We start from the raw sequence: 12020 nt of genomic DNA, 5'->3' as shown, positions 1-12020 counted from the left end.
TTCAGATCAGTTTCTCTTGCGGGGTGGTGATTTTTTTCAGGGGCAGGCTGCGGCCGGCGGTTTGCATCAGCGGCACGTCGGTGGCTTCGCCGTTCCACATCGGGTCTTCGATGCTGTCAAACACCTCGCGCAGCTTGGCGCCCCAGCTGTTGTGCAGCATCTGGAAGTAGGGGTTGTTCTCGTCGATACACACCACCTTGTCGGTCTGGAAGCGGTCAGCCTCGTAGACCACCAGGTCCAGCGGCAGGCCCACCGACAGGTTGGACTTGAGGGTGGAGTCCATTGACACCAGGGCGCACTTGGCGGCCTCGTCGAGCGGGGTGTGCGGGGTGATGACACGGTCGAGCACCGGTTTGCCGTATTTGGATTCACCGACCTGGAAGTAAGGTGTCTCGGGCGTGGCTTCGATGAAGTTGCCCGCCGAGTAGACCTGGAACAGGCGCATGCCTTCGCCCTTGATCTGGCCGCCAAAAATCAGGCTGACGTTGAAGTCGACCCCGGCGAGCTTGAGCGACGCGGCGTCGCGCTCGTACACATGGCGGATGGCCGAGCCCAGCACACGGGCGGCGTCAAACATGCTTTTGGCGTTCCAGATGGTCAGGCCGTCTTCGTCGTCGTTGTCCTTGAGTTTTTCGACCTGCAGGATCTCGCGCACCGACTGCGAAATGCTCAGGTTGCCAGCTGACAGCAGCACCATAAAACGGTCGTCGGGCTTTTCGTAGACGATCATCTTGCGAAAGGTGCTGATCTGGTCCAGCCCGGCGTTGGTGCGTGAGTCGGACAGGAACACCAGTCCGGCATTGAGTTTGATGGCGACGCAGTAGGTCATAGAAGTGGGGGGCAGGGCGGTAAACAAGATCAGGCAAAGCCGCTATTGTCCCTCAGACGGCTCCTTTGCCATGTTGTGGAGCGGCTAGACCCCAAACTCGCAGCACCGGGCAGGGAGCTGGCGTGTGGCTACAGGCCCTGTCCGCGGGATGGTTCGCCCGACTTGGCGGCTGCGGGGGGCGGACCTTGTCTTTGTGACTGAGATTGGGATTGGCTTTGGGATTGCGTTTGGCTTTGTTCCGAGCCAAAACTCATCGACGGCACCGGCTCCACCGTCACACCCACGGTGAGCACATGGCTGGCGCCGCCGTGGATCACACCACGCATCGGTGACACATCGGAGAAATCGCGGCCAATGGCCAGAGTCACATAGTCCTCACCGGGCGAGGGCCAGCCCGCGCGGTCGTTGGTGGGGTCCAGATCCACCCAGCAGGCGGGCAGTGCGGGCAGGTCGTTGCTGGCGCTTTGGGCCGGCAGGTAGACCGAGGCCCAGGCGTGGGAGGCGTCGCTGCCGCGCAACTTGACGGTGCCCGGCGCCGGATTGGTCAGCAGGTAACCGCTGACGTACCTTGCGGCCAGGCCCATGGAGCGCAGGCAGGCGACAAAAATGTGGGCAAAGTCCTGACACACCCCTTTGCGCTGCGCCAGTGCCTGCAGCGCCGGGGTGTTGACCTCGGTGCTCAGGCTCTCGTAGCTGAAGTCGTGGTAGATGCGGTGCATCAGGTCCAGCGCACACAGCAGCAGGCTCTGGCCAGGAGGGAAGCTGGGCCGCGCGTAGGCCGCAAAGTCGCTGTGGTGCGGCGCCATGCTGGAGGCAAAAACAAACTCGTTGGCGGCGTCAAACACCGCAGCCGCGTGGTAACGAAAGCGTTCGCGCACCACCTCCCAACTGGTCAGGTGGCGCGGCAGGGTGCTGGTTTGGGTGGTGACCTCGCTGGTGGCAACCACCTGCAGCCGACGGTGAGGCACTTGCAAGGAGAAAAAATGCCGGGTGTTGCCAAACACGTCCTCGGTGCTGCTGATCTGGGCGGGCTGGGGCGTGATCTCCAGCAGGTGGTGCAGCCGCTGCTGGCTGGGCAGGTCGCGCGGTGTCAGGTAGGCCATGTGTTGTGCCGTCTCTACCGCCGGGCGGTAGTCGTACATCGTTTCATGGGTGATGCTGAGCTTCATAAAAAGCCAACGCTGTGGTTGCTCAGGCCTGCATGGGTGAAATAGGTGGCGCTGATGTCTTCAGAGACCTCATAGGCGGCGTTGCTGCACTGCTGCAGCACCGACCTGAGCAACTCGTACTGGGGCGTGGCGCCGCTTGTACCGGCCATGGCCGGTGTCACCAGGTCGGGGGCCACTTCACACAGTTGCGCCAGCCCCCAGGCATTGGGGTTGGGCACCTTGAGCGCCAAGGGCGAGAGCTGGTTGGCATCGCTGCCAGCCAGCTTGGCCAGGCGCCCGCGCAGGGTATGGGCCACCCAGGACACCGAACGCGGGTTGTCGCGGTCAATCACCAGCAGGTCAATCATCGCCGCCATGTCGCGGCTTTGCTGGAACTCGGCATGGAAGGTGATGGCGTTGTCAAACAGCTCCAGCATGGCGTCAAAGCCGCTGTCGGTCTCCAGGCTCTTGCAGGCCAGCGCCTGGTTCAAGGCGGTCGACAAAAAGCCCAGGCGTTCGATGTGGCGGCCAATGCTCAGCAGGCGCCAGCCGTCGTCGCGGGTCATGCGGTCGGTTTGCGCGCCGGTGATCGCGGCCATGTGGTCGCTGGTGTCCTTGAGGATTTGCAGCGCCTGTTGCACCGGAAAGTCACCGCGCTGGCGGTGTTCGGCAAAACGGGCAAACAGCACCTCTTCGGCACGGGTGATGATGCGCCAGTGCTCTTGCGACAGGCGTTCGCGCACGCTCGATGCGGCCATTTTCAGGGCGCGCAGATAAAAGCCCACGCTGGTGGCGTTGCGGGTGCTGCCCAGGCTGTCGATCAGGGCGCGCTCAAACACCCGGGGCGCCTGCAAGGGTGTCGGTACACCGGGCAGCACCAGGGTGTTGGCCACCGCCATCTGGCCCAGCCAGGTCAGCAGCGGCACACCCGAGGGGTCTTCGCCGTGCAGGCATTCCAGGGTCAGGCGCGCCAGGCGCAGCGCGTTTTCGGTGCGTTCGGTGTAACGGCCCAGCCAGAACAGGTTTTCAGCGGCGCGGCTGGTGACCAGGCGCTTGCGCTGCATCAGGCTCTCAGGTGTCAGGTGCGGGTGCAGCAGGGTGGCGTGGTCGACCTCGCCGGTGGTCAGCGCCCAGACGTCGGCACTGCTGCCGCCGTGCTGCATGGAGGTGATCTCTTGTGAACTGCTGGCCACGCGGGCCAAGCCGCCGGGCAACACGCGCCAGCCCTGTTCACCGTCAGACACCGCAAACACCCGCAGCATCACCGAGCGCGGCACCAGGCCGGGCTGTTTGTCGGGCTCGGCCTGCCAGGTAGGCATTTGTGACAGCGGGGTGTAGGCCTGCACCGTGTGTTCTTCGGGGTGGCGGGCAACGCGGCCAGCCCACTCATTGAGCGACTGGGGTGTCTGGCGGGCGCCCAGCACCGCGTCAAAACTGGCGTGGCTGCTGGAGCCCGGGTAGGTGGGTTTGATGGCGCATTCCTGCAGCCGCACCATGGCGTCAAACATGGCGCTGCTTTCACCACACCACCAGGTGGGCAGGGCGGGCAGGCGCAGCTCTTCGTCAAACAGGTGGCGCGACAGCGCGGGCAAAAAGCCCAGCAGCGCCGCAGACTCCAGAAACGCCGAACCCGGGGTGTTGGCCACCAGCACGTTGCCCGCACGGATCGCCTGCAGCAGGCCCGGCACACCCAGGGTGGAGTCTGCACGCAACTCCAGCGGGTCCATGTACTGGTCGTCCACACGTTTGAGCAGGCCGTGCACCGGCACCAGGCCTTTGAGGGTCTTGAGGTACAGGCGCTCGTCACGCACCAGCAGGTCACTGCCTTCGACCAGGGTCAGACCGAGGTAACGCGCCAGGTAGGCGTGTTCAAAATAGGTTTCGTTGTAGGGGCCGGGGGTCAGCAGGGCCAGGTGTGCATCCATCCCCATCGGGCTCAGGGTGCGCAGGCTGTCCATCAGCGCGCGGTAGGTGCTGGCCAGGCGCTGCACTCTGAGGCTGTCAAAAGCGGTGCCAAACTGAGCCGAGATCGCCAGGCGGTTTTCCAGCAGGTAACCCAGGCCCGAGGGCGCCTGGGTGCGCTGCCCCACTACCCACCAGTTGCCATCGGGGCCGTGGGCCATGTCAAACGCGGCAATGTGCAAATAACGCCCACCCACGGGCCGGATGCCGTGCATGGCGCGTAAATAGCCCGGGTGACCGTGCACCAGGGCCGGTGGCAAAAAGCCCGAGGCCAGCAGTTCTTGCGGGCCATAGACATCGGCCATGACCCGCTCCAGCAGGCGCACACGTTGCAGCACACCGGCCTCAATGTGTTGCCAGCTCGCTGCATCCACCAGCAGCGGGAACAGGTCCAGCGACCAGGGGCGCTGCGGGCCGTTCTCGTCGGCATAAACGTTGTAGGTGATGCCGTTGTCACGGATCTGGCGCGCCAGCGCCACGCTGCGCTGGTTCATGTCGGCGGCGGTGTCGTCACCCAATGTGGCAAAGAAATCGCCCCAGTCCCTTGTAATAAAAGGGCTGGTAGCTATGTTTTGTGTAGTGTCTTCGGGGCCGGGCAGAGCGCCGTTTGACACCACACCCGCGAGTTCGTCAAAGTGCCCTTTGGCGCTTTTGTAGCCCGCCACCAAGTCGGCTAAGCTGGGGTTGCCTGGGCCAGCTTCTTGGGTGGGTGACGATTTGGCGGGCTTCATGGCGTTGAGTATGCCAGCGAAGTCGCGCTTTGAATGACAATCGCGGGTTAAACAAACTGATCGACCCGATTCACGCCATGACCGATATCCTGCCAGTTTCCGCTGAGACCATGACCGATTCACCTTCGGAGAACCTTGCCCCGGCCACTGCGCCAGCAGCTGCCAGCACACCACCTGCCAAGGGTAAAAACCGCTTTGCCAGTGCCCAGCCGGTGCTGGAGAAGCTGTTTGAGCTGTATCCCCATCTGTTTGGCCAGCGTTTTGTGCCGCTCAAGCTGGGTGTGTTCCAGGACCTGCTGGCGGCCCACCCCGAGGTGTTTGCCAAGGACGAGCTCAAAGTGGCGCTGGGTGTGCACACCCGCTCTACCCGCTATTTGCAAAGTGTGGCCCAAGGCCTGCCGCGCCATGACTTGTTAGGCCAGGTGGTGGAGCCGGTGGCGCCCGAGCATGTGCTGCTGTCGATCGTAGAAGTGTTCCAGCGCCGCCAGGCGCGCTCTGACGAAGATTTGCTGCCCAAACTGCGCAAGCAGATGCTGGCCGCCTACCAGGCCAGCGGCCTGACCCGCCAGGACTACCTGTCGCGCCTGACCACGCTGGATGAGAAAGTTGCCGCCTTGCTCGACGAGGTGATCGACGAGGTCGAACAGCAACGTGCCCGCCAGGCGGCGCTGCTGCGGGCCTTTGATGCCAGCGGCAAGACCGTGGAAGACTTCGCCGCTGAACTCGGCATGGATGTGCGCCAGATCCAAACCGCGCTCAAGCAGCGCAAGGCCTGAGCTGGACCCCGGGTCTGATCGACCCGCCCAACAAAAAAACCGCCGGGGTTACCCCAGGCGGTTTTTTTAATGACTGGACTGACCGCGAAACGGATGCAAGCGGGCCGTATCCAGGACCTGAGTGTGTGTGCACCGGCTCAGCGTTCGTCACCTGCTTGTGGTGCAACCCGCCGAACTTTGGCTAGGGCTGCCACCGCTTTGTCCTGGTCGCTGCGGCGGGCGCGCTCTTGAAAAAAGGCCTCGGTGTTGAGGGCCGAAATCTTCTCGGCAACAGCTGTCACGATGAATTGGTTGAGCGAGGCGTCATCTTGGGCTGCCAGTTGCTTGGCGTGTTGGTGCAGTGAGTCGGGCAAACGCAGGGCGACTTGGCTCATGATGTGTTCTCCAATAAACGTAAAAAGAGGCCAGGTGACAGCAGCCTGAACTGCCAGCGACTCGTTGCCAATGTGAAATCTCTCACATTCAGCGTCACCAGATAGTCGGCGTGGCCATTGACGGTAGCCTCCAGCACCATCTCATCGTTGGGGTCACGCAGCTGCGGCCGCCACAAAAAGTGTGATTGCACCGGCGTGACCACCTGCGCCAAGGCGTTCAGGATGTCATCCACATCGTTGGCCGCCAGGCCATGCAGGTTCATGATCTCGCGGCGTTTGAGCACCGCCTCGTATTCGAGCCACAGCGCTGGCGAGGCGACCAGCTCAAAGTTCCGGTTCAAGGCATGCGTCAGCAATATAAACGACGCACCGAGCTGACTGGAAATACCAGCGACCAGGATGTTGGTGTCCAGTACAGCGCGGATTATCATGATATTGCCGACAATATCACAAAGAGGCGTTGTGTGCCTTTGTTTTTGACGTCAGTCTGACCGCTCCAAATCAAAGACCAGGGGCAAGTGGTCACTGTCTGCCAGCCAGTCTGAGTTGGCGCCAACGGCCACGTTTTGCACGACCCATTGCGCTGCGGTGAAACCATAGTCGATGTGGTAGGGCTTCTCCGCGTTGCGGTGCAGAAAGAACGTGGGCCGCGTTTCCTTACCTTGCACCTCTGAGTAGTGCCTGTGATAGCAGCTTTCCAGCCCCAGTTCAGACAGCTCGCGCACAACATCGGAGTGGTTCCACCAGCGGTCCCATTGATCCCATTGGGTATTGCTGTTGAGGTCGCCTATGAGCATGGCGCGCGGATGAATCAGAAAGGTTTGATGCATCTGCAGGAACTTCCATAACTGCCCGATGTACCCAAAATTGGGAGAGTTGGCCTTTTTGGTCCAAGTGGCCAGCAGCGGCCAGTCGCCGTTGACGATGCAGGGTAGAAACAGTTCCAAGCGTCCCACATCCAGGGGGACTGCCTGCAGGGTCAGATCGCCTGACGCGAAGACGCCGATGCCCTTGCTTCTGTGCGTGCCGACCCACAGGTGCTTGCCGCACCAGGCGGTGTACGCAGCGTCAGTGGTTTGGCTGGGGTCTTCGCACTCCTGAACCACGTAGACATCCGCTTTGAGAGCAGCGAGTCGACTCCACTTTTTGCGCAGCGCGCCATTGCAGTTCCAGGTCACGATGCGAAGCGGTTTTGTGGTCAATCTGGCTCCCTGTGTGCGTTGCGAAGTTTTCTGGAGTCTAGTGGCACCTCGTGCCCAATGAAAAAGGTCGTACCCACGACAGGTACGACCTTCCAACAAGCTTCACAGTGGGCCGAAACCCTCAGGGTTTAATCACCCACCGGCACACACGAGCAGAACAGGTTGCGGTCGCCATAGACGTTGTCGATACGTCCCACGGGTGGCCAGTATTTGCTTTGTTTGAGACTTGGCACCGGGAAGGCCGCCAGCCCTCGTGCATAGGGCTTGGTCCACTCTTCTTCCAATAGCGTGGCGGCGGTGTGTGGCGCGTTTTTGAGCGGGTTGTTGTCCTGCGGCCAGACCCCTTGTTCGACCTGGGCGATTTCGGCGCGGATGGCGATCATCGCGTCGATGAAGCGGTCCAGCTCTTCCAGTGTTTCACTCTCGGTCGGCTCCACCATCAGGGTGCCGGGCACCGGGAAACTCAGTGTCGGGGCGTGGAAGCCGTAGTCCATCAGGCGTTTGGTCACGTCCTCGGCGCTGATGCCGTTGGCGCCACCGGTGGCTTCTTTGAGCTGGCGCACGTCCAGGATACATTCGTGCGCCACACGACCCGGTTTGCCGTCTACCGGCACACTGGTGTAGAGCGTGGGGAAGTGGTCTTTGAGGCGCGCGCTGATGTAGTTGGCGCTCAGAATGGCGACTTCGGTCGCGGCCTGCAGGCCAGCCGAGCCCATCATGCGGCAGTACATCCAGCTGATCGGTAGCACAGCGGCATTGCCGAGCGGGGCCGCAGATACTGCACCGACGCCCGAGCCCGCCAAGCCACCCGCGTCATGACCGGGCAGGAAGGGCACCAGATCGGCCACCACACACACCGGGCCCACACCGGGGCCGCCACCGCCATGTGGGATGCAGAAGGTCTTGTGCAGGTTAAGGTGGCTCACGTCACCGCCAAACTCACCTGGCGCGGCCAGGCCGACCAGTGCGTTCATGTTGGCGCCGTCCACGTAGACGCGACTGCCGTGGCTGTGCACCAGCGCGCAGAGTTCCTTGACATTGGTCTCGAACACACCGTGGGTGCTGGGGTAGGTGATCATCATCGCGGCCAGATTGGCGCTGTATTGTTCACACTTGGCCTTCAAGTCGGCCATGTCGACATTGCCTTGGGCGTCACAGGCGGTCACGACCACCTTCATGCCGACCATGGTGGCGCTGGCGGGGTTGGTACCGTGGGCGCTGCTTGGGATCAGGCAGATGTTGCGGTGCGCTTCACCACGCGAGGCGTGGTAACCGCGAATCGCCAGCATGCCGGCGTATTCACCTTGGCTGCCCGCGTTGGGCTGCAGGCTGATGCCCGCGTAACCGGTGGCCTGGCACAACCAGGTGCGCAACTGGGCGTCCAGCTCGGCATAACCCTGGCGCTGGTCAGCCGGGGCAAACGGGTGGATGCCTGCAAACTCGGGCCAGGTGATCGGGATCATCTCGGACGTGGCGTTGAGCTTCATGGTGCAGCTGCCCAGCGGGATCATCGTGCGGTCCAGCGCCAGGTCAAAGTCCGAGAGGCGGCGGATGTAACGCAGCATGCCGGTCTCAGAGTGGTAGCTGTTGAACACCGGGTGGCTCAGGTAGGTGCTGGTGCGCAGCAGCTTGGCGGGCAGCAGGGAGTCGGCCAGCGGCTCCACCTGGGCAAACGTCAGGGTGCGGCCACGGCCGCCAGTTTCACCACGGCGGGCGGTGTTGGGCCAGCCACTCACTGCGTCAGCAAAGAAGGACCAGAGCGCCTCCACATCGGCGCGGGTACTGGTCTCATCGAGCGAGATGCCCAAGCTGTCTTTAGACACCAATCGGAGGTTAGCCCCCGCCTGCAGGGCGTTGTTAGCTATCGAAGCAGTAGCGTCGCCGGTTTCCACGGTGAGGGTGTCAAACGCGGTGGCGTTGGCCACGGTGTAGCCCAGCGACTCCAGGCCAGCAGCCAGCACAGCGGTCAGGCTGGCCACGCGTTGGGCGATGCGCTTCAAGCCCTGCGGGCCGTGGTAGACCGCGTACATGCTGGTGATGACGGCGGGCAGCACCTGCGCGGTGCAGATGTTGGAGGTGGCTTTTTCACGGCGGATGTGTTGTTCACGCGTTTGCAAGGCCAGCCGGTAGGCCGGGTTGCCGTGCACGTCGACACTGACCCCCACCAGGCGGCCGGGCATCGAGCGCTTGAACTCGTCACGGCAGGCCATGTAGGCGGCGTGTGGGCCGCCGTTGCCCATGGGCATGCCAAAACGCTGGGTGGTGCCAATGGCGATGTCGGCACCAAGTTCACCGGGGGGTGTCAAGAGGGTGAGCGCCAGCAGGTCGGCAGCCAGAATGACCACACCACCTTTGTCTTTGTAGTTGGCGATCCATTCGCGGTCGTCACGCACCACACCGCTCACGCCGGGGTATTGCAGCAGCACCGCAAAACTCTCGTCGGCCAGGGCCTCGTCGCCAGTGCAGGTTTTGACGGTGATGCCCAGCGGCTCGGCGCGGGTGCGGATCACTTCCAGGGTCTGCGGCAGCACCTCATTGTCGACAAAAAAGGTGGTCGACTTGGACTTGCTCATGCGCAGCGCCAGCGTCATCGCCTCGGCCGCGGCGGTGGCTTCATCCAGCATCGAGGCGTTGGCCATCGGCATGGCGGTCAGGTCGGTGATCATGGTCTGGAAGTTCACAAGCGCTTCCATGCGGCCCTGGCTGATTTCAGCCTGGTAGGGGGTGTAGGCGGTGTACCAGGCCGGGTTTTCAAGGATGTTGCGCAGGATCACACCCGGGGTCAGGGTGTCGTAATACCCCTGGCCGATGTAGCTCTTGGCCACCTTGTTCTTGGCCGCAATGGCTTTGAGTTCGGCCAGTGCAGCGGCCTCGGTGATGGCGGGTGGGATCGCCATCGGCTGGCTGCGGCGGATGCTGCCAGGCACGATCTCGTTGATCAGTTCGGCGCGCGAATTGGCGCCGACCGCCTTGAGCATGAGCGCTTCATCGGCGGCGTCCACACCAATGTGGCGGGCGATGAATTCGCTGCTGTTTTCAAGTTCGGACAGGGGTGGGGTGTTGGGCATGGCGGTGACTCAGAGGTGACAAAACAACAGGCGGGGAAACGCGGCCAGACAAGGCCATCACAGGAGTGCAGAGCAGTGCATGCGCCGCCAGTCAGGTCACTGGCGGCGGCACGCTGCAGTTTTAATGTGCGTCAGCGGCAAAGCTGGTGTAGCTGGTTTCGTCCATCAGGCCGTCGAGTTCGGCCGGGTTGCTCAGTGTCATCTTGAAGAACCAGCCTGCGCCCAGCGGGTCGGAGTTGGCCAAAGCGGGGTCGGCACGCAGGGCTTCATTGACTTCGGTGACGGTGCCGTTGGCGGGCATGTAGACGTCAGCGGCAGCCTTGACCGACTCCACCACCGCAGCGGCGTCTTTCGCAGCGTAGGTTTTGCCAACTTCGGGCAGGTCAACAAACACCACGTCGCCCAGCGCGTCCTGCGCATGGTGGGTGATGCCCACGGTGGCGTTGTTGCCGTCGATCTGGACCCATTCGTGGTCGGGGGTGAATTTGATGCTCATGTGGTGCTCCAAAGAAACAGGTTGAAATCAGAAGGAAAAAGAAAAAACCGGGTCACGGTACGGCCCAACGCCAGCCCAGGCTGGCGCAGACTTTACCCGCGGAAATAGTTGGTCGGCACAAAGGGCATGGTCACAACTTCCATCTTGACGGGTTTGCCCCGCACGATGGCGTTGACCTGGGTGCCGATGGTTGCCAAGGCGGGCGGTAGATAACCCATGGCAATGGGTTTGTCGATGGTGGGGCCAAGCAGGCCGCTGGTGACTTCACCGACACGGGCGCCGGTCAGGTCTTGCAACTCGGTGTGTTCGCGCACGGGAATACGCTCCAGGGCGATCAATCCAACACGTTTTCGGCTTGTAGCCCTTGTTGGATCTGCCAGTTGAGCTAGTATTTTGCTAGCACCTGGGAAGCCTCCAGCGCGGGCACCGTCGGTGCGACGTACCTTTTGCATGGCCCAGTTGAGGCTGGCTTCGACCGGTGTGGTGCTGGCGTCGATGTCGTTGCCGTAGAGCGGCAGACCGGCTTCCAGGCGCAGCGAGTTGCGTGCGCCCAGGCCAATCGGTTTGACCTCAGGTTGGGCCAGCAGGGCATTGGCCAGTGCCAGGGCTTCGGAAGCATGCACCGAGATCTCGAAACCGTCTTCACCGGTGTAGCCGCTGCGGGTCAGGAATACGTTGATACTCTGTGTGCCGGTGTTGATCGTGAAGTTGCCACCGGTCATGAACACCAGTTTTTCCACGCCGGGTGCGAGTCGGGACAACGCTGTCACCGCCTGTGGGCCTTGTAACGCCAGCAGGGCAAATTCGGGCATCGGGATGACCTGGCAGCGGCTGCCGATCTTGGCCTGGATGTGGGCGATGTCACCGACCTTGCAGGCGCCGTTGACGATGACAAAAATCTCATCAGCCGCTTTGCGAAAAAACATCAGGTCGTCAATGATGCCGCCGTCTTCATTGAGCAGCAGGCCGTAGCGCTGTTTGCCGATGGGCAGGTCGATCACATCGACCGGCAGCAGGCTCTCCAGCGCGGCGGCGGCATCTGGGCCGACCAGGCGCAACTGGCCCATGTGGGACACATCAAACAGACCCGCTGCGGTGCGGGTGTGTTTGTGTTCGGCAATCAGACCGGCCGGGTATTGCACCGGCATGCTGTAGCCGGCAAAGGGCACCATGCGCGCACCGAGAGCGATGTGCAGGTCATTGAGGGGAACGTTCAAAAGCGATTCAGGTGATGCGGACATCAAGCACTCCAGGGGCAGACCAAAAAAACCATGACACAACGGCTGTTCTGTCACAGGCTGCCCCCGCTGTCCGCTTTACCTGAGAGATTCGCCGGGCCAAGACCCACCAGATGGCGGGTCGACTGCGGGTTGCTCCTTCGGTGGACACACAAACCACATCAGGTTGGGTGTGTCTCTCTCCAGTGGGGATGCG

General features: G+C 62.4%; 10 protein-coding genes and 1 riboswitch. Of the genes, 1 reads left to right on the top strand and 9 read right to left on the bottom strand.

Annotation, left to right across the window (positions count from 1 at the left end):
• Position 1: 1 nt before the first annotated feature.
• The 3 genes from RF819_RS16570 to RF819_RS16560 all read right to left on the bottom strand — a co-directional run bounded on the left by RF819_RS16570 (position 2) and on the right by RF819_RS16560 (position 4670).
• Entirely contained in the window at positions 2-829 is an 828-nt protein-coding gene (locus RF819_RS16570) for a proteasome-type protease (protein WP_078365999.1), read from the bottom strand.
• Between the two features lie 128 nt (positions 830-957).
• Positions 958-1998 (bottom strand): transglutaminase family protein, encoded by a 1041-nt coding sequence (locus RF819_RS16565; RefSeq protein ID WP_078365998.1) that lies wholly within the window; start codon positions 1996-1998, stop codon positions 958-960.
• Positions 1995-4670 carry a circularly permuted type 2 ATP-grasp protein gene (locus RF819_RS16560; RefSeq protein ID WP_078365997.1) on the bottom strand — a complete coding sequence of 892 codons (2676 nt, stop codon included), beginning with the start codon at positions 4668-4670 and terminating at the stop codon, positions 1995-1997. The genes RF819_RS16565 and RF819_RS16560 overlap by 4 nt, the downstream gene beginning before the upstream one ends.
• 77 nt (positions 4671-4747) lie before the next feature.
• Between RF819_RS16560 and RF819_RS16555 the strand changes: the two genes are divergently transcribed.
• Positions 4748-5446: a ProQ/FINO family protein gene (locus RF819_RS16555; protein WP_244899927.1), complete on the top strand. Its 699-nt coding sequence runs from the start codon at positions 4748-4750 to the stop codon at positions 5444-5446.
• A 137-nt stretch (positions 5447-5583) separates the two neighbouring features.
• On the opposite strand, the gene RF819_RS16550 is transcribed toward RF819_RS16555, so the two are convergent.
• From RF819_RS16550 to gcvT, 6 genes are all read right to left on the bottom strand, one after another.
• Complete coding sequence (locus tag RF819_RS16550; protein WP_078365996.1) at positions 5584-5820, bottom strand: YlcI/YnfO family protein; 237 nt, start codon at positions 5818-5820, stop codon at positions 5584-5586.
• A complete protein-coding gene (locus tag RF819_RS16545) occupies positions 5817-6251 on the bottom strand; it encodes a putative toxin-antitoxin system toxin component, PIN family (RefSeq protein ID WP_078365995.1) in 435 nt (144 codons plus the stop codon). The genes RF819_RS16550 and RF819_RS16545 overlap by 4 nt, the downstream gene beginning before the upstream one ends.
• A gap of 51 nt (positions 6252-6302) precedes the next feature.
• The gene (locus tag RF819_RS16540) at positions 6303-7022 is read right to left on the bottom strand and encodes an exonuclease/endonuclease/phosphatase family protein (protein WP_078365994.1); all 720 of its coding nucleotides are present in this window, start codon (positions 7020-7022) and stop codon (positions 6303-6305) included.
• Between the two features lie 128 nt (positions 7023-7150).
• Positions 7151-10090, bottom strand: a complete 2940-nt coding sequence (gcvP, locus tag RF819_RS16535; RefSeq protein WP_078365993.1) for an aminomethyl-transferring glycine dehydrogenase — start codon at positions 10088-10090, stop codon at positions 7151-7153.
• 121 nt (positions 10091-10211) lie between these two features.
• Entirely contained in the window at positions 10212-10586 is a 375-nt protein-coding gene (gene gcvH, locus RF819_RS16530; RefSeq protein WP_078365992.1) for a glycine cleavage system protein GcvH, read from the bottom strand.
• A gap of 92 nt (positions 10587-10678) precedes the next feature.
• Positions 10679-11827 carry a glycine cleavage system aminomethyltransferase GcvT gene (gcvT, locus tag RF819_RS16525; RefSeq protein ID WP_078365991.1) on the bottom strand — a complete coding sequence of 383 codons (1149 nt, stop codon included), beginning with the start codon at positions 11825-11827 and terminating at the stop codon, positions 10679-10681.
• A 56-nt stretch (positions 11828-11883) separates the two neighbouring features.
• Positions 11884-12020: riboswitch (glycine riboswitch) on the bottom strand.

Origin of the sequence: Rhodoferax fermentans, assembly GCF_002017865.1 — a bacterium.
GTDB lineage: Bacteria > Pseudomonadota > Gammaproteobacteria > Burkholderiales > Burkholderiaceae_C > Rhodoferax > Rhodoferax fermentans.
Note: the sequence above shows the minus strand (reverse complement) of the source record. Positions and strands in the feature narration are given on the sequence as shown.

What these genes read in the sequence shown, in the direction of transcription:
- RF819_RS16545 (WP_078365995.1), bottom strand. Translation starts at nt 6,251, where the DNA reads ATGATAATCCGCGCTGTACTGGACACCAACATCCTGGTCGCTGGTATT.
- RF819_RS16555 (WP_244899927.1), top strand. Translation starts at nt 4,748, where the DNA reads ATGACCGATATCCTGCCAGTTTCCGCTGAGACCATGACCGATTCACCT.
- gcvH (WP_078365992.1), bottom strand. Translation starts at nt 10,586, where the DNA reads ATGAGCATCAAATTCACCCCCGACCACGAATGGGTCCAGATCGACGGC.
- RF819_RS16565 (WP_078365998.1), bottom strand. Translation starts at nt 1,998, where the DNA reads ATGAAGCTCAGCATCACCCATGAAACGATGTACGACTACCGCCCGGCG.
- RF819_RS16570 (WP_078365999.1), bottom strand. Translation starts at nt 829, where the DNA reads ATGACCTACTGCGTCGCCATCAAACTCAATGCCGGACTGGTGTTCCTG.
- RF819_RS16560 (WP_078365997.1), bottom strand. Translation starts at nt 4,670, where the DNA reads ATGAAGCCCGCCAAATCGTCACCCACCCAAGAAGCTGGCCCAGGCAAC.
- gcvT (WP_078365991.1), bottom strand. Translation starts at nt 11,827, where the DNA reads ATGTCCGCATCACCTGAATCGCTTTTGAACGTTCCCCTCAATGACCTG.
- RF819_RS16550 (WP_078365996.1), bottom strand. Translation starts at nt 5,820, where the DNA reads ATGAGCCAAGTCGCCCTGCGTTTGCCCGACTCACTGCACCAACACGCC.
- gcvP (WP_078365993.1), bottom strand. Translation starts at nt 10,090, where the DNA reads ATGCCCAACACCCCACCCCTGTCCGAACTTGAAAACAGCAGCGAATTC.